Source organism: Pseudomonas rhizoryzae (assembly GCF_005250615.1).
Lineage (GTDB): Bacteria > Pseudomonadota > Gammaproteobacteria > Pseudomonadales > Pseudomonadaceae > Chryseomonas > Chryseomonas rhizoryzae.
The window spans coordinates 373,901-399,124 of sequence record NZ_SULM01000003.1 but is presented as its reverse complement, the minus strand read 5'-3'; the positions used below and the strand labels follow the sequence as shown (position 1 = coordinate 399,124).

Here is a 25,224-nt window from a genome sequence, read left to right as displayed (position 1 = left end):
AGCTTCGAGTCGGCTAGCGTTTCAACGTGCGGGGGGCATTGCCGATTCAGGCGGGCGGCTGCGGCGCTTGAGAACGCAGCCAGTCCAGTAACAGCTGTGGTGGCGTGCCCGGAGCAATCGGCTTGGCGCTGAGCAGGTGGTAATGCGAGCCGTCCTGGAGGAAGCCTTGGGGAGCGACCAACAGGCCGCTGGCGAGATCGTCGCCCACCAGTGCCCAGGGACCTATGGCCACCCCCAAACCGGCGACGGCGGCTTGCAGACTGAAATAGAAGTGCTCGAAGGTGAGCTCCGGGGCCTCAGGTAGCCTCAGTCCGCCTGCCGTCGCCCAGCACTCCCAGGCGGTGGGGCGGGTGCGGGTATGCAGACGTGGCGCTACCTCAAGAGTTGCGGCGGGCTCGGCGAACCAGAGCGGCGCCCGATCAGGGCGGCAGACCGGCCCGACCCATTCGGCGAACAGCGGTTGCGCCTGGACGGTGGCGGGCCAGATGAAGTCGTCGCGGCGGATAGCCAGGTCGATTCCTTCGCTGAAGGTGCAGGGGCCACCCCCCGCGACCAGCAGCACCTCGAGTTCGGGATGCCGCGCCTGGAAATCCGGCCAGCGCGGGATCAGCCAACGCATCAGCAGCGTGGGTTCGCAAGAGAGCACCCATTGCCGCTGCTGACGTGCCTGGGCCCTGAGTTCACTGACCGCCTCGCGGATCACCTCGAGGCCTTGCTGGACCGCCTGGGCCAATTGGCGACCGGCGTCGGTCAGGAAAACCCGTCGACTCCGTCGTTCGAACAAGGCCAGGCCGAGGTCGTCTTCCAGGCCGCGAACCGCTCGGCTGACGGCGCCGTGGGTCAGGTGCAGCTCCGCTGCTGCCCGAGTGAAATTCTCCTGACGCGCAGCCGCCTCGAAGCAGCGCAGGGCTAGTAACGAGGGCAGGCGATTGTCGGGTTTCGGTGAGTTCAACTCACCATCTCGGTCAGTAATCATCGTTATTTTTTCCGTCTCCAGCCCTCTACCCTGAGCGCTTCTCTCATAGAGCTGCGGAGTACCAGCATGACGGAAATGCTAGCCGTGATCACCATCACCTTGCTGGCCGTGATCAGCCCCGGCGCGGACTTCGCGCTGGTATCACGCAACAGTCTGCTGCTGTCGCGACGTGCCGGACTGTGGACCGCCGTGGGCATCGGCCTGGGCACCTGGATTCACCTGGGCGGTGTGTTGCTCGGCCTGGGCGTGGTGCTGCAGCGGACGCCCTGGTTGTTCGCGACCTTGAAACTCTGCGGCGCGGGCTACCTGCTCTGGCTCGGGGTAGGCATGTTGCGCGGTGCCGGTGCCCACGCCATCCGCGAGATGGAGGCGAGGCCAACCTCCAGCCGGGCGGCCTTGCGTATGGGCTTGCTGAGCAATGCCCTGAATCCCAAGACCACGATGTTTATCCTCAGCCTGTTCCTGCAGGTGATCGAGCCGACTACCCCTTGGGTCGTGCAACTGGGCTATGGCCTGTTCATCTCCGGTGCCCACGTGGCCTGGTTCGCGCTCGTGGCGCTCGGCTTTTCGGAGGCGCGGGTACGGGCTCGCGTGCTCTCGCTAAGACCCTGGCTCGAACGGCTAAGTGGCGGCGTGCTGATAGGGTTCGGCCTGCTGCTCATGCGGGAAGCTCGCTAGCGACTAGGCCAGGCTGGGCTCCGCTAGGCAGCGAGGTTGCGTTGGCGTTCAGCGTTTCGTTCGGTCCAGGACACTGAGCCGTCGATCTTCAAGGGCTCAGGCGACGCGCAATCCCTGGGGCGAACCCAGCTTGGCCAGATAGACCAGGCCTTCTTCCCACTGCCGGTGGCCGGAACGGGTATTGATGTGCCCGGCACCCGGCAGGATGTCCAGCTCGCTGCCCCAGTCCTGCGCCAGGGCTTCGGCCCGCGGCAAGCTGATGGCGTGGTCGTTGTCCGAGGTCACCACCCGTGAGGGGAAGGGCAGCGGTTGCCGGGGCAGTGGGGCGAAACCCACTAGTTCCGCCGGGCAGCCGGGGCGCTCCACATCGGCCGGCGCCACCAGCAGCGCGGCCAGCACCCGTTGCCGCCGCGCGAGCGTGGCGCTGGCCGCCCAGTGCGCTACCGTCACGCAGCCCAGGCTATGGGCGATCAGCACCACAGGAGTGGTGGCCTGGGCAATGGCCTGGTCGAGAGCGGCCACCCAGCGCTGCGGGTCGGGGTGTTGCCAGTCGTCCTGCTCGACGCGACGGGCATCCGGCAGGCGGCGTTGCCAGTGGGTCTGCCAATGATCGGGGCCGGAGCCTTGCCAGCCGGGCAGGATGAGATAGCGGGTCATGGCGGGTCTCCGCGGACGAAAGGGGAGAGCCGATAGTGACGGCGGATGATCCGCAGGAGAAAGAATAAAAGGCGCTTTGGTTATGCCGAAGTCTCAGGCCGTAGGTTGGGCTGAGACGGCTCCACCGTCGAAGCCCAACATTGCCGGCAGCAAGGAGTCCGCTCCGTTGGGCTTCGCTGCGCTCAGCCCAACCTACGAGGGTCTCGGTGCGCTAGCGTACCTACTCGTTCCGCCCCAACCGTTCCACCTCTTGCAACCAGCGTAAGCGCTGCTCCTCGTCGGCCGCCCGTACCGGTGAGTATTCGTGCACCTGCAGCACCTGGATGCCGCAGGCTTCGAGGCCTTCCTGGATGCCCTGGCGGTGGGGTGCCTGGTTGCGCAGGCGTTGCCAGGGGGAGGGTGGGGTATCGGAGGTGACCAGCAATTCGGCGCTGCGCCCGGTCAGCAGGGGCTCGCCGCCCCAGGTCTGGTCGCGTTGGGCGAAGGCGAAGCCCGGTTGCAGGACGCGTTCGAGAAAGCCCGCTAGCAGGGCGGGCAGGCCGTTCCACCACACCGGATAGACGAACACCAGGTGCTCGGCCCAGTGGATCTGCCGCTGGGCTTCCAACAGATCCGGCTCCAGTGTCTGCGAGAGGTCGTAGCCCTCGCGCAGCACCGGGTCGAACTGGGCCTCGGCCAGCTTGAGCTGGCGCACCACCTGGCCACTGGCCTGGGCGCCCTGGACATAGGCGTCGGCCAGCGACTGGCAGAAGCTGGTGCGCTTGGGATTGCCCTGGATGACCAGCAGGCGCCGGCCATCCCCTTCCAGCGGCGTGGCGCCGCGGGCTTCAGCCACGGCCACCGGCTTCCAGCATGGTTTCCGGGCGTACCCACTCGTCGAACTGCGCATCGGTCAGGTGGCCGAGTTCCAGCGCGGCGGCGCGCAGGGTCTTGTTCTCGGCATAGGCCTTCTTGGCGATCTCGGCGGCCTTGTCGTAGCCGATGTGCGGATTGAGCGCGGTCACCAGCATCAGCCCCTGTTCCAGGTGCTCGGCCATCTTGTGCTCGTCCGGCTCCATGCCGGTGACGCAATGGGTGTTGAAGTTGCGGCAGCCATCGGCCAACAGGCGGATGGATTCGAGCACGTTGTGGGCGATCACCGGCTTGTAGACGTTGAGCTGCAGATGGCCCTGGCTGGCGGCGAAGCCGACGGTGACGTCGTTGCCGATCACCTGGCAGGCCAGCATCGACAAGGCCTCGCACTGGGTCGGATTGACCTTGCCCGGCATGATGGAGCTGCCCGGTTCGTTGGCCGGCAGCTTCACCTCGGCGAAGCCCGCACGCGGCCCGGAGCCCAGCAGGCGCAGGTCGTTGGCGATCTTCATCAGGGCTACGGCCAGGGTCTTGAGGCCGCCGTGCAGGGCCACCAGTGGCTCATGGCCGGCGAGGGCGGCGAATTTGTTCGGCGCGGTGACGAAGGGCAGGCCGGTGAGTTCGGCGATTTCCTTGGCGATGGCCTCGTCGAAGCCCTTGGGCGCGTTCAGACCGGTACCCACGGCGGTGCCGCCCTGAGCCAATTCCATGACCGCCGGCAGGGCATTGCGGATGGCGCGTTCGGCGAGGTCGAGCTGGGCGACGAAGGCCGACAGCTCCTGGCCGAAGGTCACCGGGGTGGCATCCATCATATGGGTGCGGCCGGTCTTGACCAGGTTCTGGTAACGCGCCGACTGCAGCGCCAGGCCGCCGGACAGTTCGGCGATGGCGGGCAGCAGGTCGTTCTGCACCGCCAGGGCGGTGGCGATGTGCATGGCGGTAGGGAAGCAGTCGTTGGAGCTCTGGCCGCGATTGACGTGGTCGTTGGGGTGGACCGGCTTCTTGCCGCCCTTGCCGTTGCCGGCCAGCTCGTTGCTGCGCCCGGCGATGACCTCGTTGACGTTCATGTTGCTCTGGGTGCCGCTGCCGGTTTGCCAGACCACCAGGGGGAACTGGTCGTCGTGGAAGCCGTCGAGGATCTCGCTGCTGGCCTTCTCGATCAGGGTGGCGACGTCTTCCGGCAGTTCGCCCAGGGAGAGGTTCACCCGCGCGGCCGCCTTCTTCACCGTGGCCAGGGCATGCACCACCGCCAGCGGCATCTGCTGGTTGCCGATGGCGAAGTTCTCCAGCGATCTTTGGGTCTGGGCGCCCCAGTAGACGTCGTCGGCCACTTCGATGGGGCCGATGCTATCGGTTTCGGTACGGCTCATGGCGGTCTCCAGGTATCAGGTGTGGGTCCAGCAAGGTTAGGCAGCAGGTTAGCGCCAGGGTTCACAAATAGGAAGTCTTCTCAAATAACGGTGCGTCCTTGATAAATTCAGGCCAGGTTCAGCCGCTCTATGGCACACTCGCGGTCCATTTTCAGCATCCTGAAGGACGCCCATGAAGAAGACCCTCCGTACGCTCGGCGCTGTAGTCCTGCTCGCCAGCGCCAGCAGCTTCGCCCTGGCCGATGCCAAGAGCCACGCGGCCGACGCGGAGCGCTTCCTGCAGTTGGCCAATGCCGACAAGCTGACCGCCCCGGTCTATGGTCAGGTACAGCAGCTGTTCGCCCAGCACTTCGCCCAGGCCAAGGAGCCCGGCAAGAAAGCCGTGCTGGAAAGCTACACGGCCCGTGCCAACCAGGCGCTGGACAGCACCATCGGCTGGGACAAGATCAAGCCCGATCTGGTCAAGCTCTACACCGACACCTTCAGCGACGAAGAACTGAAAGAACTGATCAAGTTCTACCAGTCGGATCTGGGCAAGAAGATGCTGGCCAATCTGCCGCGCCTGTCGGCCCAGTCCGCCGAGCTGACCCAGGCCAAGCTGGAGCAGGCGGTGCCCAAGGTCAACGCCATTCTCGCCGAGATGGACAAGCAGCTGGGTGTCAAGCCGCCGGCTGGCGAGGCTCCGCCCGCCAAGCGCTGAGTAACCAGTTCTACGCGAAGCCCGGACCTGTTCCGGGCTTCTTCGTTTCCTGGCCGACGGCGGCGATTCCGGCCGGTGGCCGCGCTCGTTAGAATGACGGCTCTTACAGTCGAGGTATCCCCATGAGCATGCGCGAACGTATCCAGTCCAGCCTGGGCCTGTTGCAACCCGAGCACCTGGAGGTGCTGGACGAAAGCCACATGCACAGCCGCGGCCAGGAGACCCACTATAAGGCGGTGGTGGTCAGCGAGCATTTCGCCGGACTCAACGCGGTGAAGCGCCACCAGAAGGTCTACGGCACCCTGGGCGAACTCATGGGCCAGTTCCATGCCCTGGCGCTGCACACCTATACGCCGGAGGAGTGGGCGAGCCAGGGCCAGGCGCCGGATTCGCCCACCTGCCGGGGCGGCAGCAAGCACGACCTGGCGGGCTGATCTCAAGGCGCCATTGTTCGGCGCCCAGCCATTTGGTTAAAATTTGACCGGCGCCGGCATTCTTGCCGGCGTTTTCGTCTAACCGGTCCGCCCTTTGCGCGGGCGACCCCTGGGAAATCGAAGATGAGCGACACTATCGTCGTGGCGGCCTTGTACAAGTTCGTCACCCTGGACGACTACGTCCAATTACGTGAACCCCTGTTGCAGACCCTGCTGGCGAACGACGTCAAGGGCACCCTGCTGCTGGCCGAGGAAGGCATCAATGGCACCGTCTCCGGCAGCCGTGCAGGCATCGATGCGGTGCTCGCCTGGCTGCGCGCCGATCCGCGCCTGGTCGATATCGACCACAAGGAATCCTACTGCGCCGAACAGCCGTTCTATCGCACCAAGGTGAAGCTGAAGAAGGAGATCGTCACCCTGGGCGTGCCGGGCGTCGATCCCAACCAGCGCGTCGGCACCTATGTCGAGCCGCAGGACTGGAATGCCCTGGTGGACGACCCCGAGGTGCTGGTGATCGATACCCGCAACGACTACGAGGTGGGCATCGGCAGCTTCAAGGGCGCCATCGATCCCAAGACCAAGAGCTTCCGGGATTTTCCCGCCTACATCCGCGAGCATTTCGATCCCGCCCGGCACAAGAAGGTCGCCATGTTCTGCACCGGCGGCATCCGCTGCGAGAAGGCCTCCAGTTTCATGCTGCAGGAAGGCTTCCCCGAGGTGTTCCACCTCAAGGGTGGCATTCTCAAATACTTGGAAGAGGTGCCGGCGGCCGAGTCGCGTTGGGAAGGTGAGTGCTTCGTCTTCGACAACCGGGTGACCGTGACCCATGAATTGGCTGAAGGCGCCTATGACCAGTGCCACGCCTGCCGTAACCCGGTCTCGCCGCAGGACATGCAGTCGCCGCACTACAGCCCCGGTATCAGTTGCCCGCACTGCTGGGATTCGCTGTCGGAGAAGACCCGCGCCGGAGCGCGCGAGCGACAGAAGCAGATCGAACTCGCCCGGCTGCGTAACGAGCCCCATCCCATCGGCCGCGATCCGCGGCTGAGCGCTACACCCCACCCCGAGGAGGTTTAGGATGCCCGGTCGCCTGCTCTATGTGATGGACCCCATGTGCTCCTGGTGCTGGGGCTTCGCCCCGGTGGTGGATCGCCTGGCCGAGCGGGCGGCCGCCCAGGGCATTGCCCTGCGCCTGGTGGTCGGTGGCCTGCGCCGCGAGCGGGTCGCCCAGGACACCGCCAGCCGGGTGCGTACCCTGGCCTATTGGCAGGCGGTACAGGAAACCACCGGCCAGCCCTTCGCCCTGGATGTGGGACCGCCGGAAGGCCTGGTGTATGACACCGAGCCGGCCTGTCGCGCCCTGGTCGCCGCGCGCCAACTCGACGAAGACGCGGTCTGGGGGCTGGCCAAGCGTATCCAGCAGGCCTTCTATGTCGAGGCGCGCGATGTCACTCAGCCGGCGCTGCTGGTGGAGCTGGCCGAGGCCAGCGGCCTGCCGCGCATCGAATTCGCCCCGCTGTTCGATGGCGAAGCCGCGCACCAGGCCACCCAGGCGGACTTCGACTGGGCGCTGAATCTGGGCATCGCCGGGTTCCCGACCCTGCTGGCCGAACGCGACGGCCAACTGGCCCTGATCACCAACGGCTACCAACCGCTGGATGAACTGGAGCCGCTGCTGGACGCCTGGCTGAGCCGCGGCGCGCAACCGGCGTGACCCTGGTCATCGACGAACGCCTGACGCTGCCCGAGCAGGAGATCCAGCTCACCGCGGTGCGCGCCCAGGGCGCCGGCGGCCAGAACGTCAACAAGGTCTCCAGCGCCGTCCATCTGCGTTTCGACATCGCCGCGTCCTCGCTTCCGGAGGCGCTCAAGGAGCGCCTGTTGGCGCTACGCGACCAGCGCATCAGCCGTGATGGCGTGGTGGTGATCAAGGCGCAGCAGTACCGCACCCAGGAACAGAATCGCGCCGACGCCCTGGAGCGCCTGGCCGCGCTGATCGCCGCTGCCAACGTCCCGGAAAAGCCCCGGCGCCCCACCAAGCCGACCTACGGTTCCAAGCAGCGCCGCCTGGAAGGCAAGTCCCGTCGCAGCGGGCTCAAGGCCAGTCGTGGGCGGGTGGATTTCTAGAGCGCGATCGATCCTCTCCTAGCGCACCACGATCAGCGCACTGCCGGCCGTTTCCAGCATGTTGCGGGTGTTGCTGCCCATGAAGAAGTGGCGCAGCCGGGAATGGCCGAAGGCGCCCATCACCACCAGTTCCAGGCCATGCTGCTTGCGATAGCGTTCCAGCCCCAGTTCCACGTCGCCGTCGGTGAGGGCGGTAGTGACCTGGCGACCGCCGGCGCGGAGTTCGTCGGCGGCGCGGGCGAGGGCCACGCGGCGTTCTTCGCGCTCGCGGCCGACGGTCACCAGATGGCAGGCCAGGCCATCGAACAGCCGGCAGTTGGCCACCCAGGTCACTGCCTTGCGCGCACTGCTGCTGTCGTCATAGGCCAGCAGCACGCCCTGGGGTTTGACGAAGGTGTGGCCGGCCACCAGCAGGGGTCGCTGCAAGAGGCGGATGGCGCTTTCCAGATGGCGACCGATCAGCCGCTTGGGCGGGCTGTCCTCGCCCTGACGCCCCAGCACGATCAGATCGAAATCCTCCTGCAGGCTTTCCAGGGAGTCCATCAGGTCGCCATGTTGCAGCACGGCGCCGGCGCAACGGGCCTGCTGTTCCTCGACCCGCAATTGCGCCGCATCCAGCAGCAGCCGGCCCTGGTCTTCCGCGAGGCTGCCACGGCGGGCGTCCAGCGCCGCCAGCTCGGTGAGCAGGTGTTCGCGGTTGACCAGCAGGGGCGGCGGGGTGCCGTGACCGGGGCGGGGAAAGCGCCGCTGGTCCAGCACGTGCAGCAAGGTCAGCGGGGCATCCAGGGCGGTGCCGGCCCAGGCGCCGAAGTCGCAGACGGCGGCGCTGACGGCCGAGCCGTCGAGGCAGGCGAGGATCTTGGACATGGCCGCGGGTCTCCGAGAGCAAGGCGTTGCTGCGACAGACCCGACGGCGACGCCCTGGGTTCAATCGCCGAGGGCGAGGTCGTCCGCCATACCGCCCCGGCGCAAGAGCTGCTTGCATCGAGCGGACAGGTGCAGCACCCGTACCCGCTTGCCGGCCTTGGCGTAGCGCTCGTGCAGGGTGCGCAACGCCGCCACGGCGGAGTAGTCGACGAAACTCAAATGGCTACAGTCCACCACCACCTTGGCGGGGTCGCCGGCCGGATCGAACTGGTTGAGAAAGGTGGCGGTGGAGGCGAAGAACAGGGTGCCGTGCACCTGGTACCTCTTGCTGCCATCGGCCTCCAGGTGGCTGTCGGCATAGAGCCGGCGGGCGTGCTGCCAGGCGAAGTTGAGCGCTGCCAGGACGATGCCGCAGAGCACCGCGGTGGCGAGGTCGGCGAACACGGTGATGACGGTGACCGCGACGATCATCAGCATGTCGCTGCGCGGTACCCGGTGCAGCACCCGCAGCGAGGCCCAGGCGAAGGTCTGCTGGGCGACCACGAACATGGTGCCCACCAATGCGGCCAGCGGGATACGTTCGATCAGCGGCGAGAGGAACAGCACGAAGAGCAGCATCAGCACCCCGGCGACCAGGCCGGATAGCCGCCCGCGCCCACCCGAACTCAGGTTGATCATGGTCTGGCCGATCATGGCGCAGCCACCCATGCCACCGAACAGTCCCGAGGCCAGGTTGGCCGCGCCGAGGGCCACGCATTCGCGGTTGGGATAGCCGCGGCTCTCGGTGATCTCGTCGGTGAGATTCAGCGTCAGCAGGGTTTCCAGCAGGCCGACCATGGCCATCAGCACCGCATAGGGCAGGATGATCTGCAGAGTGTCGAGGTTCCAGGGGATGTCGGGCAGCGCCAGCTGCGGCAGGCCGCCGGCGATATGGGCCATGTCGCCCAGGGTACGGGTCGGCAGGTCGAGGCAGTAGACCGCCAGGCCCACGCCGAGGATGGCGGCCAGGGCCGGCGGCACGGCGCGGGTCAGCCGTGGCAAGAGCCAGATGATGAGCATGGTCGCCAGGGTCAGGCCGAGCATCAGGTACAGCGGCGTGCCGCTGAGCCAGGCCTCGCCCTGTTTGAAATGTTCCAGCTGGGCCAGGGCGATGACGATGGCCAGGCCGTTGACGAAACCGAGCATCACCGGGTGCGGCACCATGCGGATCAACTTGCCCAGGCGCAACAGGCCGAAGGCGATCATCAGCAGCCCGCCGAGCACCACCGTGGCCAGCAGGTACTGCACGCCGTGCTGCACCACCAGGGCGACGATGACCACCGCCATGGAGCCGGCGGCGCCGGAGATCATGCCCGGGCGGCCACCGAAGAGGGCGGTGAGGGTACAGATGAAGAAGGCGCCATAGAGCCCCATCAGCGGATTGAGATGGGCGACCAGGGCGAAGGCGATGCACTCGGGCACCAGGGCGAAGGACGTGGTGAGGCCGGCCAGGATGTCGGCGCGGGGCGAAACGTTTTTCATGGCGTATCCAAAACAGGCGATGGCGCGGCACGGCGCGATCGCGGAGAGACGACAGGGTAGTACGACGTAAGCACACGCCGCAGGGGCGATTAGCGGAGGAAGGGTAGTGCTATGGCGGCGTCAGCAGGCGCTTGGACATGGTGAAGGGGTCCGAGGGCATCGCGAGGAAAGTTGGCGAGATTAACATGACTTTCCGGCGCTGCCGAATCGACAGGATCGACGGACCGCTCTATCGAAAGCCTTACGCGTCCATCAGCCGTTCGCGCCTGGTCGGCGTGTGGCGGGTGGCAGGGCGAGAAGGCGCGGCCGGCGGAGGGCGCGCTGGTTGGGTTGGCGCATGAGGCGATCGGCAGGCGTCGTCGGGTCAGGGGACGGAAGGTGGCCTTCCATTGATCGGCGACCTGAGCGCAGCGCTCGATAAGCCAGACGGTTGGGTTACTCTTGCCTCAGGACCCGGCTATGTACCGGGTCCAGCCTGAAACGAGGATAAGAACGTGGACATGAACCGTCGGCAATTCTTCAAGGTCGCTGGAGTCGGCCTTGCGGGATCCAGCCTGGCGGCGCTAGGCATGGCTCCCACAGCTGCCTTCGCCGATCAGGTGCGCCATTTCAAACTGGCGCACACCGTGGAAACCCGCAACACCTGCCCCTACTGCTCGGTCGGCTGCGGCCTGATCATGTACAGCATGGGCGACCGGGCCAAGAACGTGGCCCAGAACATCATTCACATCGAGGGCGACGCCGACCATCCGGTCAACCGCGGCACCCTCTGCCCGAAAGGCGCCGGCCTGCTGGATTTCATCCACAGCCCCAATCGCCTCAAGTACCCCGAAGTCCGCAAGCCCGGCAGCAACGAATGGACCCGCATCAGTTGGGACGAGGCGCTCGGGCGCATCGCCACCCTGATGAAGGAAGACCGCGACGCCAACTTCATCGCCACCAACGACAAGGGCCAGACGGTCAATCGCTGGTTGACCACGGGCTTTTTGGCCGCTTCGGCGTCCTCCAATGAAACCGGTTATCTGACGCACAAGATCGCGCGGAGTCTGGGCCTGCTGGCCTTCGACAACCAAGCGCGCGTCTGACACGGCCCGACGGTGGCAGGTCTTGCCCCGACGTTTGGCCGTGGTGCCATGACCAACCATTGGAGTGACATCAAGAACGCCAATCTCGTCCTCATCATGGGCGGCAATGCCGCCGAAGCGCATCCGTGCGGCTTCAAGTGGGTCACCGAGGCCAAGGCGCACAACAACGCCCGGCTGATCGTGGTCGATCCGCGCTTCACTCGTTCCGCCTCGGTCGCCGACTACTACGCACCGATCCGGACCGGTAGCGACATCGCCTTCCTGGGCGGCTTGATCAACTACCTGATCAGCAGCGACAAGATCCAGCAGGAGTACGTCCGCAACTACACCGACGCCAGTTTCCTGGTGAAGGAAGGCTTCACCTTCGAGGATGGCCTCTACAACGGCTATGACGCCGAGAAGCGCGTCTACACCGACAAGGTGAACTGGGGCTACCAGATCGGCGAGGACGGCTTCGTCAAGGTCGACCCGACCCTGCAGGACCCGCGCTGCGTCTTCCAGCTGATGAAGCAGCACTACAGCCGCTACACCCTGGAGGTGGCCAGCCAGACCTGCGGCACGCCGCCCGAGGCGATCCAGAAAGTCTGGGCGGAAATCGCCGAGACCGCGGCGCCCGGCCGGACCATGACCATCCTCTACGCCCTGGGCTGGACCCAGCATTCCATTGGCGCGCAGATCATCCGCTGCGGGGCCATGGTGCAGTTGCTGCTGGGCAACATCGGCATGCCCGGTGGCGGGATGAACGCCTTGCGCGGTCACTCCAACATCCAGGGCCTCACCGACCTGGGTCTGCTGTCGATCCAGTTGCCCGGCTACCTGACCATCGGCGGCGACGGCGAGCAGGACTACAACGCCTTCATCACCAAGCGCGCCAGCAAGCCGCTGCGCCCGGGGCAACTGAGCTACTGGCAGAACTACGGCAAGTTCCACGTCAGCCTGATGAAGGCCTGGTACGGCGACAAGGCCACCAAGGACAACGACTGGTGCTACCACTGGTTGCCCAAGGTCGATGTCACCGGCGCCGGCTACGACGTGCTGCGTTACTTCGACATGATGGGCAAGGGCCAGGTCAACGGCTACGTCTGCCAGGGCTTCAACCCCATCGCCGCCTTCCCCAACAAGGGCAAGATCCTGCGTGGGCTGTCCAAGCTCAAGTGGCTGGTGATCATGGACCCGCTGGCCACCGAGACCTCCGAGTTCTGGCGCAACCACGGCGATCACAACGAGGTGAACACCGCGCAAATCCAGACCGAGGTGTTCCGCCTGCCCACCACCTGCTTCGCCGAGGAAGACGGCTCCCTGGTCAACTCCAGCCGCTGGCTGCAGTGGCACTACAAGGGCGCCGAGGCACCCGGCGAAGGGCGCAGCGACATCGCCATCATGTCCGAGTTGTTCCTCAAGCTGCGCGAGGCCTACGCCAAGGAGGGCGGGGCCTTCCCCGATCCGATCCTGGGGCTGTCCTGGCCCTACGCCAAGCCCGAGGAACCGGCGCCCGAGGAGCTCGCCAAGGAGTTCAACGGCTACGCCATCACCGACGTCCTGGATGCCAAGGGCAACGTCTCGGCCAAGGCCGGCCAGCAGCTCGCCGGTTTCGGTCAGCTGATGGACGACGGCAGTACCGCCTCGGGTTGCTGGATTTTCTGCGGCTCCTGGACCGAGCAGGGCAACCAGATGGCGCGGCGCGACAACAGCGATCCCTTCCACATGGGGCAGACCCTGGGCTGGGCCTGGTCGTGGCCGAACAACAGACGCATCCTCTACAACCGCGCTTCCGCGGATCTGCAGGGCAAACCCTGGGGCCCGACCAAGAAGCTGGTGTGGTGGAACGACAAGGCGCAGAAGTGGGGCGGCACCGACGTGCCCGACTTCAAGATCGACGCCAAGCCCGCCGACGGCATGAGTCCCTTCATCATGAACCCGGAAGGGGTGGCGCGCTTCTTCGCCCTGGACAAGCTGGCCGAAGGGCCCTTCCCGGAGCACTACGAGCCGTTCGAGACGCCCATCGGCGTCAACCCGCTGCACCCGAACAACCGCAAGGCGCTGAACAGTCCGGCGGCGCGGGTGCTCAAGGACGACTGGGCGGATTTCGGCGATCGCAAGGACTTCCCCTATGCGGCCACCACCTACCGCCTGACCGAGCACTTCCACTACTGGAGCAAGCACTGTCGTCTCAACGCCATCATCCAGCCGGAGCAATTCGTCGAGATCGGTGAGGTGCTGGCCAAGCAGAAGGGCATCGCCGCCGGGGATCTGGTGCGCGTCACCTCCAAGCGTGGCCACATCGTCTGCAAGGCGGTGGTGACCAAGCGGATTCGCCCGTTGCAGGTCAATGGCGAGACGGTGCACCACGTTGGTATCCCCATCCACTGGGGCTTCTCCGGCGTGGCGCGCATGGGTTATCTGGCCAACACCCTGACCCCCTTCGTGGGTGACGGGAACACCCAGACGCCCGAGTTCAAGTCCTTCCTGGTCAACGTGGAGAAAGCGTGATGGCAAGCCAAGATATCTATGCCCGCTCCGCGACCACCACGGCCTACTCGTCGGTGCGCACCCAGGCGGAAGTGGCCAAGCTGATCGACGTGTCCAAGTGCATCGGCTGCAAGGCCTGCCAGGTCGCCTGCTCGGAATGGAACGAGCTGCGCGACGAGGTGGGCCACACCCACGGCACCTACGACAACCCGGCGGACCTCACCGCGGATTCCTGGACCCTCATGAGGTTCACGGAATACGAGGACGAGGCCGGCAAGCTGGAGTGGCTGATCCGCAAGGATGGCTGCATGCACTGCGCCGAGCCGGGCTGCCTGAAGGCCTGTCCGAGTCCGGGGGCCATCGTCAAGTACGCCAACGGCATCGTCGACTTCAACCAGGACCACTGCATCGGCTGCGGCTACTGCATCGCCGGTTGCCCCTTCGATATCCCGCGGATCTCGAAGAAGGACAACAAGGCCTACAAGTGCTCGCTGTGTTCGGATCGGGTCGGCGTGGGCCTGGAACCCGCCTGCGTGAAGACCTGCCCGACCGGCGCCATCACCTTCGGCACCAAGGACGCCATGAAGGAGCACGCCGCCGAGCGTATCGTCGATCTCAAGAGCCGTGGCTACGAGAACGCCGGTCTGTACGACCCGGCCGGGGTAGGGGGCACCCACGTCATGTACGTGCTGCACCATGCCGACCAGCCGCAGCTGTACAACCACCTGCCCAAGGACCCGACCATCAGCCCCAGCGTGGGCCTGTGGAAGGGCATCACCAAGCCCCTGGCGCTGTTCGCCATGGGCGCGGCGGTGCTGGCCGGCTTCTTCCACTACGTGCGCGTCGGCCCCAACCGGACCGATGACGACGACGAGGTGGTCGAGGCGCCGCCCTCCACCCCGGGCGATGCGCCCAAGGGCGAGGTCAAGCAGCTGAGTCCGTCCGTGCAGATCTTCGATCCGCACGACAAGCAGCCCTAGCAGGCGTACGCCCCCGGTCCTGCCGGGGGCGTCCTGGGAGATCGAGATGAAACCTGAAATCCAGCGTTACAACGCCAATGAGCGGACCAACCACTGGATCGTGGCGATCCTGTTCTTCATGGCCGGGCTGTCGGGGCTGGCGCTGTTCCACCCCGCGCTGTTCTGGCTGTCCAACCTGTTCGGCGGCGGCACCTGGACGCGCATCCTGCATCCCTTCATGGGTGTGGCGATGTTCGTCTTCTTCGCCTTTCTGGTGATCCGCTTCTGGCGGCACAACAAGATAGGTCGCGAAGACGCCCAGTGGCTCAAGCAGATCAACGATGTGCTGAACAACCGCGAGGAGAAGCTCCCGCCGATCGACAAGTACAACCCTGGGCAGAAGATCCTGTTCTGGGTGCTCCTGGCCTGCATGCTGATCCTGCTGGTCAGCGGGGTGATCATCTGGCGGCAATACTTCGCTCACCTGTTCCCCATCCCGGTGATCCGCCTGGGCGCCCTGGCCCATGCCTTCGCGGCCTTCGTGCTGGTGCTGTCGATCATCGTGCACATCTATGCGGGAATCTGGATCAAGGGCTCGGTGAGCGCGATGCTGACCGGCTGGGTGAGCCGCGCCTGGGCCAAGAAGCACCACTCGCTGTGGTACGAGAAGGTCACCCGCGAGAAGGAGTGAGTCCATTACCGAATGAGGTGCGCGGTGATCTCCGTGCGTGCCGATTCAACCCCCTCTCCCTCTGGGAGAGGGTTGGGGTGAGGGTAGCGGAGTCCGACCACCCAACCCACCCGCTATCCTGAATCCTTTCTCTCCCACCGCTTTGCTAAGGAGCCCTGCCATGGCGGGCCAGATCCTCGAACCCGGCGAAATCGAAGCCGCGGCCGTCAATCCCGATTTCATCCTGCTGCCCGGTGGCGAGCTGTTCGGCTATCGCGCCGACCGCCTGCGGCTGCTGGCCGCCGGCAATGCCCTGGGCGACTACCTGCTGCTGATGGCCGACCTCTGCGAGGCCCAGCAGCAGGTCTTCGCTACCCTCGCGCCGCTAGCGCTGAACGAATCACGCAGTGCCCAGAGCCTGCAGCACGGCCTGCCGCCGCTCGGCTACGACACCCTGGTCCGCGAAGGCGCCTGGTTGCCGGCGCTGGACGCCCTGCTGGAGATCTTCAAGGGCGGTCCGGCACCGGTCCAGTCCGCCCTGGACGAGCTGCGCGCTGCCGATGTCGGCCAGCGCAAGGCCTGGGCCATCGCCCTGCTGGCCGGCAGCTACGAGCTGGTGCCGGCCGCCGTGGTGCCCTTCCTCGGCGGCGCCCTGCAACTGGCCTGGACCCACTGGCTGCAGCGCAGTGACTTCAGCGCCCTGCGCGAACAGGGCAGCCAGACGGCCTGCCCCTGCTGCGGTGCGCCGCCCATGGCCGGCGTCATCCATCACCTGGGCAAGGCCAATGGCCTGAGGTACCTCACCTGCTCGCTATGCGCCTGCGAATGGCACTTCGTACGGGTCAAGTGCAGCCACTGCGAGACCGGCAAGGGCCTCGGCTACTACTCCCTGGGCACCGACGACGCCAACGCCCAACAGGCGCCGCTGCGCGCCGAGACCTGCGCCCACTGCAAGACCTACCTCAAGCACCTCTATCGCGACCACGATGCCCGTAGCGAGCCGCTGTCCGCCGACCTCGCCAGCCTGGCGCTGGACGTGCGCCTGGCGGAAGAGGGCTATGAGCGCCACGCCCCCAATCTGCTGTTCGCCCCGGGCTGAAGGCTAGCGACCGCCCGCCCGATGCAGGGCGGTCGCCTGTCATCCCATCCTCTTCTGTTTCCGCATGTGAGCGTTTTCGGGGTGCCAACACCCGCGCGATCTCAACCGCCTCCCATTTCTTGAGGCCAAGCTGCACGAATCTCGGCGAAGCCGTCGCCATCTATCGTTATCGCGCAAAGGATGAGGCGGCGAGGGCCTGTCACCAAGAGGTCATCTTGCAGAGTGAGTCTATCGAGCAGCGAAAAACCTTCTATCACACGCGCTCGATAAGCCGTCTAGTATGGTCATCACGTCGCTTCGTCGGCGTACCCATCGTGATGAGGGGATAACAATGAACGCAACGTCCGCTTTGCCCGTGGTGGGGCTCTCACTGAAGCCGGCTCGAATCCGGCGCCCGTGTCTGCCGGTTCGCTAGAGCGATCCAGCCGGAACCACGACTCCAGAGCGCCGCGCGCCGTCGCGGCTGACCAACCGGATGAACAAGACCTAAGGTAGCCAAGAAGATGTCGACCGAATCCAAGTGCCCGTTCAATCACGCCGCCGGCGGTGGTACCACCAACAAGGATTGGTGGCCCAACCAGCTAAATCTCAACTTCCTGCACCAGCACTCGTCGCTGTCCGATCCCATGGGCGAGGAGTTCGACTACGCCAAGGAATTCAAGAGTCTTGACCTGGAAGCGGTGAAAGCCGACCTGCGCGCCGTGATGACCGACTCCCAGGACTGGTGGCCCGCCGACTTCGGCCACTACGGTCCGCTGTTCGTGCGCATGGCCTGGCACAGTGCCGGTACCTATCGCGTCGCTGACGGCCGCGGCGGCGCCGGCCAGGGTCAGCAGCGCTTCGCCCCGCTCAACAGCTGGCCGGACAACGTCAGCCTGGACAAGGCGCGGCGGTTGATCTGGCCGATCAAGCAAAAGTACGGCCGCAAGATTTCCTGGGCCGACCTGATCGTCCTCACCGGTAACGTCGCCCTGGAATCCATGGGCTTCAAGACCTTCGGCTTCTCCGGCGGTCGTCAGGACGTCTGGGAGCCGGATGATGCCGTGTTCTGGGGTTCGGAAACCGTCTGGCTGGGTGGTGATGTCCGCTACGGCGAGCACAAGCAGATGGAGCAGCCCGGCGATGGCGTGCTGACCGCGCAGCCTGAACAGCATCCGGTCGAGCAGAGCCGCAACCTGGGTTCCAGCCGCGTGCTGGAGAACCCGCTGGCTGCCGTGCAGATGGGCTTGATCTACGTGAACCCCGAGGGTCCGAACGGTAACCCCGATCCGGTGGCCTCGGCCCACGACATCCGCGAAACCTTCGGCCGCATGGCCATGAACGACGAAGAAACCGTCGCCCTGATCGCCGGCGGTCATGCCTTCGGCAAGACCCACGGCGCCGGTCCGGCCACCAACGTGGGCGCCGAGCCGGAAGCCGCCGACCTGGAACAGCAGGGTTTCGGCTGGCAGAACAGCTACGGCACCGGTAAGGGCGCCGACACCATCACCAGCGGCCTCGAAGTGACCTGGACCTCCACGCCGACCCGCTGGAGCAATGAATACTTCGAGAACATGTTCAAGTTCGAGTGGGAGCTGTTCAAGAGCCCGGCCGGTGCCCACCAATGGCGGCCGAAGGACGGTGCCGGCGCCGGCGCCGTGCCCGATGCCCACGATCCGAGCAAGCGTCACCAGCCGACCATGCTGACGTCTGACCTAGCGCTGCGCTTCGATCCGGCCTACGAGAAGATCTCCCGGCGCTTCCTGGAGAACCCGGACCAACTGGCCGACGCCTTCGCCCGCGCCTGGTTCAAGCTGACCCACCGCGACATGGGCCCGCTGGCCCGCTACCTGGGCCCGGAAACCCCGGCCGAGGAACTGCTGTGGCAAGACCCACTGCCGAAGGCCGAAGGCGCGCCGCTGGGCGAAGCCGAGGTCAAGGCACTCAAGGACAAGCTGGCCGCCTCCGGTCTGAGCGTGTCCGAACTGGTCGGTACCGCTTGGGCGGCCGCCTCCAGCTTCCGCGGCTCCGACAAGCGCGGCGGGGCCAACGGCGGCCGTCTGCGCCTGGCGCCGCAAAAGGACTGGGAAGTGAATCAGCCGGCGCAACTGGCCAAGGTGCTGGGCGTGCTGGAAGGCATTCAGCGTGACTTCGAAGGTCAGGGCAAAAAGGTCTCCATCGCCGACCTGATCGTGTTGGCCGGTAGCGTCGGGGTGGAAAAGGCCGCCCAGGCAGCCGGTCACTCGATCACCGTACCCTTCACCCCGGGCCGCGTGGACGCCTCCCAGGAGCAGACCGACGTCGAGTCCTTCGGGCATCTGGAACCCTGGGCCGATGGCTTCCGCAACTACGTCGGCGATCAGTTCAAGGTGAAGTCCGAGTTCCTGCTGGTGGACAAGGCGCATCTGCTGAACCTGACCGCGCCGGAGTTGACGGTGCTGCTGGGCGGCCTGCGCGTGCTGGACATCAACGTGGGCGGCGCCAAGCACGGCGTCTTCACCCAGCGGCCGCAGACCCTGACCAACGACTTCTTCGTCAACCTGCTGGACATGGGCACCGAGTGGAAGGCCACCGGTCCGGACAAGACCACCTTCGAAGGCCGCGATCGCAAGACCGGTGCCGTGAAGTGGACGGGTACCCGGGTCGACCTGGTGTTCGGCTCCCACGCCCAACTGCGGGCGCTGAGCGAGGTCTACGGCAGTGCCGACGCCCAGGAGAAGTTCGTCAAGGACTTCGTCAAGGTCTGGACCAAGGTGATGGAACTGGATCGCTTCGATCTGCGTTGATCATCGCGCGGTAGTCAAAACGCCTCCTTCGGGAGGCGTTTTTTTTTGCGCCGTACCACCGCCCCTCCGTTCATCGGCGATCAATGGTGGGTCCAGTGAAAGTCGCATTCCAGAAGGGTTTATTCCTGAGTGGCAGCAGCCTTAAGCAAACCCTAATGCCACCTTAAGGAGCGCGTAACCGGAGAAATACACACTGCGCTAAACAACCAGAGGCTGTCCCCATGGAAGCGCTTGCCGAACTCTCCCTCAGTCTGGTCGAGGGCGCTGCCCGTCCCGACCTGTGCCGCGATGAAGTCCTCGCCGATCTGTTCGAGGCCACCGCGGCGCGGTCGCCGGAACGGCCCGCCCTGCTCGAAGGCGAGCGCAGTCTGAGCTACGGCGAGCTGGACGCCTGGGCCGACCGCGCCGCCTCGCGACTGCTGGCGGCCGGTGCCGGACCCGGTCGGGTGATCGGCCTCTGGTTGCCACGCGGGATGGAGCTGCTGGTGATGCAACTGGCCATCGCCAAGACCGGCGCGGCCTGGTTGCCCTGCGATGCCGAGACCCCGGCCGACCGCGTGGCCCTCTGCCTGGAGGACGCCCAGGCGGTGGGCGTGATCACCGGGGCGACCTTCGCCGACCTGCTGGCGCGCCCGGGGCTGCAGTGCTGGACCCCCGACGGGCTGGGCGCCCCCCTGGCGCCCGACGAGACCCTGCGCCGTCGCGGTCAGGTCTCGCCGGACAATCTGGCCTACCTCATCTACACCTCCGGCTCCACCGGCAAGCCCAAGGGCATCGGTATCCGCCAGGACAGCATCTGCCACTTCCTGCGCAGCGAGAATTCGCTGCTTGGCATCGAGGCCGGCGACCGGGTTTACCAGGGCTTCTCGGTGGCCTTCGACATGTCCTTCGAAGAGATCTGGATCAGCTACCTGGTGGGCGCCACCCTCTGGCTGGCCCCGCGGGAAATCACCGCCGATCCCGAGGCCCTGGCCCAGGCGTTGACCGCCAATCGCATCAGCGTGCTGCACGTGGTGCCGACCCTGCTGGCGCTGCTGCCGGAAGACGTGCCCAGCCTGCGCCTGATCAACCTCGGCGGCGAGATGTGTCCCGAGCCGCTGGTGGCGCGCTGGAGCCGACCCCAGCGACGGCTGTTCAACACCTATGGGCCGAGCGAGGCCACCGTCTCGGCGAGCCTGGCGCAATTGCAGCCGGGCGAGCCGGTGACCATCGGTCGTCCCTTGCCCAACTACAGCCTGCTGGTGGTGCCTGCCGATGCCAGTAAGCCCCTGGCGCTGCTGCCGCGCGAGCAGGTGGGCGAACTCTGCATCACCGGGCCGGGCGTGGCCGACGGCTACCTGGGCCGCCCAGAACTGACCGCCGAGAAATTCCTGCCCAACCCCTGGAGCACCGGCAGTCACGATCTCACGCTCTATCGCACCGGCGACCTGGCGCGGGTCGACGAACACGGCCAGGTGCACTGCCTGGGTCGGGTCGACGACCAGGTGAAGATCCGCGGCTATCGCGTCGAGCTGGGCGAGATCGAAGCCACCCTGGCGCGGCAACCCGGCGTCGGCACCGTGGCCGTGGTGCTCCGCGAAGAGGCCGGCGTGGAGCAACTGGTGGCCTTCATGGTCGGCGATGGCGGTGCGGTACCGCGCAGCGATCTCTTGCGGACCGAGCTGGCCGGCTGCCTGCCGCTGTACATGGTGCCCAGCCGCTTCGAGTGGCTCAGCGAGATGCCGCGGCTGAATTCCGGCAAGATCGACCGCAAGCAGTTGCGTGCTCGTCCGCTGACCATCGCCGCCGTGGCCCCGGTTGCCGCGGCCAGCGGCGCGCTGGGCGCGGTCCTGGCGGCCACCGCCGAGCTGTTTCCCGGCCAGCCCCTGCAGGCCGAACTGGACTTCTTCGATGACCTGGGTGGCCACTCGCTGTTCGCCGCCCGCCTGGTCTCGCGGCTGCGCCAGGACCCGCGCTATGCCAGCGCCACGGTCAAGGCGGTCTATGCCGGCCGCACCCTGGGCGCCATCGCCGAGGCCCTGGAGGCGGACGCCGCCGCGGCCGGCCAGGCCACCGCCACCGAGGCCTGGGCACCGCCCAGTCGCTGGCGCCGCTGGCGTTGCGGGCTGGCCCAGGCGGTGGCCCTGCCGCCGCTTCTGACCCTGCGCCTGGGCCGCTGGCTAGCCCCTTTCCTGGCCTTCCCGTTGTTGATCCATGCGGGTACGACGCTGCCGCTGGCCATGCTGACCGCCCTGAGTCTGTTCATCCTGGCCATCGGCCTGGAATTCGCCGTGGCCCTGGTCGGCAAGCGCCTGACCGGTCGCCTGGAGGCCGGGCGTTATCCGCTGTGGGGCCTGACCTACTACCGCTGGTGGCTCGGGGAACGCTTCCTGGCCATGGCGCCGGCCTATCTGCTCAGCGGCTCGCCATTGGCGCGTGGCTGGCTGCGCTTGCTGGGCGCCCGCGTCGGCGACCAGGCGTTCATCGGTACCATCACCCTGCGCGTGCCCGAGTTGCTGACCCTGGGGCAGGGCGTCAGCCTGGGCAACGGCGTCAACTTCGAGAACGCCCGGGTGCTGCGCGGCGAGCTGCTGCTCGGCGCCGTGACCCTCGGCGAGGAAGCCCAGGTCGGCTCCTATGCCATCCTCGAAGGCGACACCGCCATCGGTGCCAGTGGTCGCCTGCAGGCCCAGTCGGCGCTACGCGCCGGGCAGCGTGTCCCGGCGGGGCGCAACTGGGGCGGTGCCCCGGCCCACGACCAAGGTGCAGTAGGCACGCGCATCGTCCCGCCAGCGCCCAGCTCCCGCGCCAAGCGCAGTCTGCTGAACGGGCTCTATGCGGTGAGCGGCCTGGCGGTGTCCGTGCTGTTCTTCATGCCGCTATTCCCCCTGGCGCTGCTGATCGACGAGCTGGAAAGCCTCGGCGGCCTGCCCTGGTGGCACACCTCTTCGCTGGTGCTCGATGCCCTGCAGTACGGCGTGCTGGCCCTGCCACTGGGCGTGGTCAGCGTTGCCCTGACCCTGCTCGGCTGCGCCCTGGCCCGCCGGCTGATCATGCCGCGCCTGGAAGAAGGCCAGTGGTCGGTCGACAGTCTCTTCTACTGGCGCAAGTGGCTGGCCAACCTGATCCAGGAGTCGGCGTTGCAGAGTCTGCAAGGGCTCTATGCCACGGTGTATTCGGCGCTCTGGTACCGCCTGCTGGGCGCACGGGTAGGGCGTGACGCGGAGATTTCCACCGCCGCAGGGCCGGTGTCCTCGCTGCTGGAGCTGGGTGACGAGACCTTCATCGCCGACGCCGTGATGCTGGGGGACGAGCAGATCGCCCAGGGCTGGATCACCCTCAAGAGAACCTCCGTCGCCCGCCGTAGCTTCGTCGGCAATGGCGCCTACGTGGCCGATGGCTGCCATATCCCCGAGGATGCCCTGGTCGGTGTGCTGGGACGCCTCGACGAAGGCGTGCCCCTGCGCCAGGGTGAGACCTGGCTCGGCTCGCCGGCGGTGCGGCTGCCGGCGCGGGAAACCCTCACCGGCTACCCGGAAAGCCTGACCTTCCGCCCGGCGCCCTGGCGCCGCCTGGTCCGCGGCCTGATCGAGGCCCTGCGGATCGTGCTGCCCACCGGTTTCACCGTGGCCGCCGGCTGCGCCATTGCCGAAGCCCTGGTACCCCTGTGGCAGCAGGGCGATTGGCTGAGTCTGCTGGGCGAGACCCTGGTGGCTGGTAGTCTCTTCGCCCTGGCCAGCTTCGGGGTGGTGCTGGCGCTCAAGTGGCTGGTGGTGGGGCGCTATCGTCCGCGCTCGGCGCCCATGTGGACCTTCTTCGTCTGGCGCAGCGAGGCCATCACCAGCCTCTACGAAACCCTGGCGGTGCCCAACCTGCTCGGTACCCTGCGCGGTACGCCCTGGCTGCCGCTGGCCCTGCGCCTGCTCGGCGCGCGCCTGGGCCGCGGCACCTATCTGGATACCACCGACCTTACCGAGTTCGACTGCGTGCGCCTCGGCGACCATGGCGAACTCAACGCCCTGGCCGGTCCCCAGACCCACCTGTTCGAAGACCGGGTGATGAAGGTCGGCGAAGTGGAGCTGGGGGCTGGCGTCAACCTGGCGCCGCGCAGCGTGGTGCTCTATGGCGCCCAGGTCGGCGACAACGTGGAGCTGGGTCCGCTGTCGCTGGTGATGAAGGGCGAAACCCTGCCGGCGCGGTCGCGCTGGGAGGGTAACCCGGTCCAGCCACGGCGCTAGGCGTCGTCCGATCACTCAAGCCCCGGTAGCTGTCATACAACTATAAAGACAGCCCTGGATACTCCGCCCCGTACAACAATGACGGGGCTTAGGCGATGACGGCATGGGGAAGGCGGATCAGGATTGGTCGAGCGGGTTGGCTACTGGGCCTGGCCCTGCTGCTGGCGCTGGGGCTCACCCAAGGGCTGCGCAGCAGCCACCTGGATAGTCAACTGCTGTTCTGGCTCGGCCAGCAATGGCAGAGCCAGCCCCGTACTTCATTGGAACTCGGCCGCTACCGGGTGGCGGTGGAGGCCAAGCCGGTGGCCGGCGTCACGGAGAATCTCTCCGATGTCAGCTACGACCCGGTGCGCGATCGGCTCTGGGCGGTAGTCAACAATCCGCCGGAACTGCTGGCCCTGAGTCGCGACGGCAATCTGCTGGAGCGTCATCGCCTGGAAGGCTTCGACGACGTCGAGGGCGTGACCTATCTCGGCGATGATCGCCTGCTGCTGGCGGAAGAGGGCGCCAATGCCCTGACCCTGGTGAACATCCCCGAAGGTGACGACGTCCTGCACCGCAGCGACTATCGCAGCCTGACCCTGGATCTCTTCCCCCGCGGCAACCAGGGTTTCGAAGGGCTGGACTACGACGCGGCCCGGGATCGTCTTTACGTGGTCAAGGAGCATTCACCACGCAAGCTCTATGAAATCCGCGGCCTGCTCAAGAGCTTCGATGGCGACTTCGCCCTGCGCATCATCGATCGCCAGGCCTGGCTGGACCAGGCGCCAACCACCGGCGATCTGTCCGCCATCCATGTCGATCGCCGTACCGGCCACCTGCTGCTGCTCAGCGACGAATCGCGCATGCTGATCGAACTCGACGATGAAGGCCGTACCCTGGATACCCGCTCCCTGCTGGCGCCCTTCGGCGGCCTGTCGCGGCGCATCCGCCAACCCGAAGGGGTCACCCTGGATACCGCGGGCAACCTCTATGTGGTCAGTGAACCCAATCTCTTTTATCGCTACGAAAAGCACTGATCAGGCGCCGCCGAGGCGTTCCAACACCGCCGGCGTGTCCTGGGCGCCCATGGCCCGGGCCACGCTCAGCGCCGTGTTGCCAGAGGCGTCACGTGCCTGTGGATCGGCGCCGCGGGCGACCAGCAGCTCCACCATCTGCACATGATTGAACATGGCCGCCATCATCAGCGCGGTCTTGCCGTCTGGCATGGCGCCTTCCACGGCAGCGCCCTGGTCCAGCAGCAATTCGGCCATGGCCAGGTTGTTCTTGAAGGCCGCCCCGGCCAGCGGCGATTGGCCCATGTCGTTGGCCAGGTTCGGGTCGGCCTGGTGCTCCAGCAGCACGCGACTGGCCTCCAGATGACCGTGGTAGCTGGCCAGCATCAGCAGGCTGTCGCCCTTGTGATTGCGCAGGTTAGGCGTCAGCCCTTTTTCCAGCACCAGGGCCAGTACCTCGGCATTGCCGGTACGGGCGAGGTTGAACACCTCGGTGGCGAATTCCTGGGCTTCTTCATCGGTCATGCGCTGGGGGCCGTTGTCGGTCATGGCTCTCTCCTCATCGATACGGGCAGCAGGGCCCTGAGGGCCCCGGGCGATAGGGAGGCAGACCCGAGCGATACGCCGGAAGTTTCCTTCCGCCGGAGCTCAGAGCGGTTAACAAAACGTAGCGAGCGGCTGTCAGGCGGGTGCGCGCGGCGCGCAGGAACCGCAGTGTACAAGTGGTACATGAGGATTCAGAGCACTGCACGCGCCCGCATGGCAGACGCGCAGTAGTTTTGT

The 25,224-nt window shown here is 66.4% G+C and carries 20 protein-coding genes and 1 other RNA gene; 13 read left to right on the top strand and 8 right to left on the bottom strand.

Annotated elements, in window-relative coordinates; translation table 11 throughout:
• Window positions 1-46: 46 nt before the first annotated feature.
• Window positions 47-976 (bottom strand): LysR family transcriptional regulator, encoded by a 930-nt coding sequence (locus tag FAZ11_RS06425; protein ID WP_058774523.1) that lies wholly within the window; start codon window positions 974-976, stop codon window positions 47-49.
• Window positions 977-1,042: 66 nt separating this feature from the next.
• On the opposite strand from FAZ11_RS06425, the gene FAZ11_RS06420 reads away from it, so the two are divergent.
• Window positions 1,043-1,654, top strand: a complete 612-nt coding sequence (locus FAZ11_RS06420; protein WP_058774522.1) for a LysE family translocator — start codon at window positions 1,043-1,045, stop codon at window positions 1,652-1,654.
• 96 nt (window positions 1,655-1,750) lie between these two features.
• Here the strand turns inward: FAZ11_RS06420 and FAZ11_RS06415 are convergent, their stop codons facing one another.
• The 3 genes from FAZ11_RS06415 to FAZ11_RS06405 all read right to left on the bottom strand — a co-directional run bounded on the left by FAZ11_RS06415 (window position 1,751) and on the right by FAZ11_RS06405 (window position 4,533).
• Window positions 1,751-2,311 carry an RBBP9/YdeN family alpha/beta hydrolase gene (locus FAZ11_RS06415; protein WP_058774521.1) on the bottom strand — a complete coding sequence of 187 codons (561 nt, stop codon included), beginning with the start codon at window positions 2,309-2,311 and terminating at the stop codon, window positions 1,751-1,753.
• A gap of 220 nt (window positions 2,312-2,531) precedes the next feature.
• Entirely contained in the window at window positions 2,532-3,152 is a 621-nt protein-coding gene (locus FAZ11_RS06410) for an NAD(P)H-dependent oxidoreductase (RefSeq protein ID WP_058785224.1), read from the bottom strand.
• Window positions 3,139-4,533: a class II fumarate hydratase gene (locus FAZ11_RS06405; RefSeq protein ID WP_058759930.1), complete on the bottom strand. Its 1,395-nt coding sequence runs from the start codon at window positions 4,531-4,533 to the stop codon at window positions 3,139-3,141. The genes FAZ11_RS06410 and FAZ11_RS06405 overlap by 14 nt, the downstream gene beginning before the upstream one ends.
• 172 nt (window positions 4,534-4,705) lie before the next feature.
• On the opposite strand from FAZ11_RS06405, the gene FAZ11_RS06400 reads away from it, so the two are divergent.
• The 5 genes from FAZ11_RS06400 (at window position 4,706) to arfB (ending at window position 7,794) form a co-directional block, all read left to right on the top strand.
• The gene (locus tag FAZ11_RS06400) at window positions 4,706-5,233 is read left to right on the top strand and encodes a DUF2059 domain-containing protein (protein ID WP_058759931.1); all 528 of its coding nucleotides are present in this window, start codon (window positions 4,706-4,708) and stop codon (window positions 5,231-5,233) included.
• A 122-nt stretch (window positions 5,234-5,355) separates the two neighbouring features.
• Complete coding sequence (locus FAZ11_RS06395; RefSeq protein ID WP_058759932.1) at window positions 5,356-5,667, top strand: BolA family protein; 312 nt, start codon at window positions 5,356-5,358, stop codon at window positions 5,665-5,667.
• 123 nt (window positions 5,668-5,790) lie between these two features.
• A complete protein-coding gene (trhO, locus tag FAZ11_RS06390) occupies window positions 5,791-6,744 on the top strand; it encodes an oxygen-dependent tRNA uridine(34) hydroxylase TrhO (RefSeq protein WP_058773807.1) in 954 nt (317 codons plus the stop codon).
• A 1-nt stretch (window position 6,745) separates the two neighbouring features.
• Window positions 6,746-7,381: a DsbA family protein gene (locus FAZ11_RS06385; RefSeq protein ID WP_058773806.1), complete on the top strand. Its 636-nt coding sequence runs from the start codon at window positions 6,746-6,748 to the stop codon at window positions 7,379-7,381.
• 2 nt (window positions 7,382-7,383) lie between these two features.
• Window positions 7,384-7,794 (top strand): alternative ribosome rescue aminoacyl-tRNA hydrolase ArfB, encoded by a 411-nt coding sequence (arfB, locus tag FAZ11_RS06380; protein WP_058760047.1) that lies wholly within the window; start codon window positions 7,384-7,386, stop codon window positions 7,792-7,794.
• An 18-nt stretch (window positions 7,795-7,812) separates the two neighbouring features.
• Here the strand turns inward: arfB and FAZ11_RS06375 are convergent, their stop codons facing one another.
• Both FAZ11_RS06375 and FAZ11_RS06370 read right to left on the bottom strand, forming a co-directional pair.
• The gene (locus FAZ11_RS06375) at window positions 7,813-8,661 is read right to left on the bottom strand and encodes a universal stress protein (protein ID WP_058773805.1); all 849 of its coding nucleotides are present in this window, start codon (window positions 8,659-8,661) and stop codon (window positions 7,813-7,815) included.
• A 60-nt stretch (window positions 8,662-8,721) separates the two neighbouring features.
• The gene (locus FAZ11_RS06370) at window positions 8,722-10,182 is read right to left on the bottom strand and encodes a SulP family inorganic anion transporter (RefSeq protein WP_058773804.1); all 1,461 of its coding nucleotides are present in this window, start codon (window positions 10,180-10,182) and stop codon (window positions 8,722-8,724) included.
• Between the two features lie 494 nt (window positions 10,183-10,676).
• Here FAZ11_RS06370 and fdnG point away from each other — a divergent pair, with 494 nt between their 5' ends.
• From fdnG to FAZ11_RS06335, 7 genes are all read left to right on the top strand, one after another.
• On the top strand, window positions 10,677-13,757 hold the full coding sequence (gene fdnG / locus FAZ11_RS06365) for a formate dehydrogenase-N subunit alpha (RefSeq protein WP_137279154.1): 3,081 nt from the start codon (window positions 10,677-10,679) through the stop codon (window positions 13,755-13,757).
• Window positions 13,757-14,716, top strand: coding sequence for a formate dehydrogenase subunit beta (fdxH, locus tag FAZ11_RS06360; RefSeq protein WP_058773802.1), 960 nt, complete (start codon window positions 13,757-13,759; stop codon window positions 14,714-14,716). The genes fdnG and fdxH overlap by 1 nt, the downstream gene beginning before the upstream one ends.
• Before the next feature lie 46 nt (window positions 14,717-14,762).
• On the top strand, window positions 14,763-15,386 hold the full coding sequence (locus FAZ11_RS06355) for a formate dehydrogenase subunit gamma (RefSeq protein WP_058759941.1): 624 nt from the start codon (window positions 14,763-14,765) through the stop codon (window positions 15,384-15,386).
• A gap of 160 nt (window positions 15,387-15,546) precedes the next feature.
• The gene (gene fdhE / locus FAZ11_RS06350) at window positions 15,547-16,464 is read left to right on the top strand and encodes a formate dehydrogenase accessory protein FdhE (protein WP_058773801.1); all 918 of its coding nucleotides are present in this window, start codon (window positions 15,547-15,549) and stop codon (window positions 16,462-16,464) included.
• A gap of 503 nt (window positions 16,465-16,967) precedes the next feature.
• Window positions 16,968-19,229 (top strand): catalase/peroxidase HPI, encoded by a 2,262-nt coding sequence (gene katG, locus FAZ11_RS06345; RefSeq protein ID WP_058773800.1) that lies wholly within the window; start codon window positions 16,968-16,970, stop codon window positions 19,227-19,229.
• 221 nt (window positions 19,230-19,450) lie between these two features.
• A complete protein-coding gene (locus FAZ11_RS06340) occupies window positions 19,451-23,446 on the top strand; it encodes a Pls/PosA family non-ribosomal peptide synthetase (RefSeq protein ID WP_058773799.1) in 3,996 nt (1,331 codons plus the stop codon).
• A gap of 95 nt (window positions 23,447-23,541) precedes the next feature.
• Entirely contained in the window at window positions 23,542-24,465 is a 924-nt protein-coding gene (locus FAZ11_RS06335) for an SdiA-regulated domain-containing protein (RefSeq protein WP_058773798.1), read from the top strand.
• Here FAZ11_RS06335 and FAZ11_RS06330 read toward each other — a convergent pair whose 3' ends face one another.
• Window positions 24,466-24,990 (bottom strand): ankyrin repeat domain-containing protein, encoded by a 525-nt coding sequence (locus FAZ11_RS06330; RefSeq protein WP_058759946.1) that lies wholly within the window; start codon window positions 24,988-24,990, stop codon window positions 24,466-24,468.
• Between the two features lie 106 nt (window positions 24,991-25,096).
• A non-coding RNA gene (locus tag FAZ11_RS06325) (sX9 sRNA) lies at window positions 25,097-25,172 on the bottom strand.
• Window positions 25,173-25,224: the final 52 nt, after the last annotated feature.

Coding starts and splice junctions, on each gene's coding strand:
- FAZ11_RS06355 (WP_058759941.1), top strand. CDS start 14,763: ATGAAACCTGAAATCCAGCGTTACAACGCCAATGAGCGGACCAACCAC.
- FAZ11_RS06395 (WP_058759932.1), top strand. CDS start 5,356: ATGAGCATGCGCGAACGTATCCAGTCCAGCCTGGGCCTGTTGCAACCC.
- fdhE (WP_058773801.1), top strand. CDS start 15,547: ATGGCGGGCCAGATCCTCGAACCCGGCGAAATCGAAGCCGCGGCCGTC.
- FAZ11_RS06425 (WP_058774523.1), bottom strand. CDS start 976: ATGATTACTGACCGAGATGGTGAGTTGAACTCACCGAAACCCGACAAT.
- FAZ11_RS06375 (WP_058773805.1), bottom strand. CDS start 8,661: ATGTCCAAGATCCTCGCCTGCCTCGACGGCTCGGCCGTCAGCGCCGCC.
- FAZ11_RS06385 (WP_058773806.1), top strand. CDS start 6,746: ATGCCCGGTCGCCTGCTCTATGTGATGGACCCCATGTGCTCCTGGTGC.
- FAZ11_RS06335 (WP_058773798.1), top strand. CDS start 23,542: ATGACGGCATGGGGAAGGCGGATCAGGATTGGTCGAGCGGGTTGGCTA.
- katG (WP_058773800.1), top strand. CDS start 16,968: ATGTCGACCGAATCCAAGTGCCCGTTCAATCACGCCGCCGGCGGTGGT.
- FAZ11_RS06415 (WP_058774521.1), bottom strand. CDS start 2,311: ATGACCCGCTATCTCATCCTGCCCGGCTGGCAAGGCTCCGGCCCCGAT.
- FAZ11_RS06405 (WP_058759930.1), bottom strand. CDS start 4,533: ATGAGCCGTACCGAAACCGATAGCATCGGCCCCATCGAAGTGGCCGAC.
- FAZ11_RS06420 (WP_058774522.1), top strand. CDS start 1,043: ATGACGGAAATGCTAGCCGTGATCACCATCACCTTGCTGGCCGTGATC.
- trhO (WP_058773807.1), top strand. CDS start 5,791: ATGAGCGACACTATCGTCGTGGCGGCCTTGTACAAGTTCGTCACCCTG.
- FAZ11_RS06340 (WP_058773799.1), top strand. CDS start 19,451: ATGGAAGCGCTTGCCGAACTCTCCCTCAGTCTGGTCGAGGGCGCTGCC.
- FAZ11_RS06400 (WP_058759931.1), top strand. CDS start 4,706: ATGAAGAAGACCCTCCGTACGCTCGGCGCTGTAGTCCTGCTCGCCAGC.
- FAZ11_RS06370 (WP_058773804.1), bottom strand. CDS start 10,182: ATGAAAAACGTTTCGCCCCGCGCCGACATCCTGGCCGGCCTCACCACG.
- fdxH (WP_058773802.1), top strand. CDS start 13,757: ATGGCAAGCCAAGATATCTATGCCCGCTCCGCGACCACCACGGCCTAC.
- FAZ11_RS06330 (WP_058759946.1), bottom strand. CDS start 24,990: ATGACCGACAACGGCCCCCAGCGCATGACCGATGAAGAAGCCCAGGAA.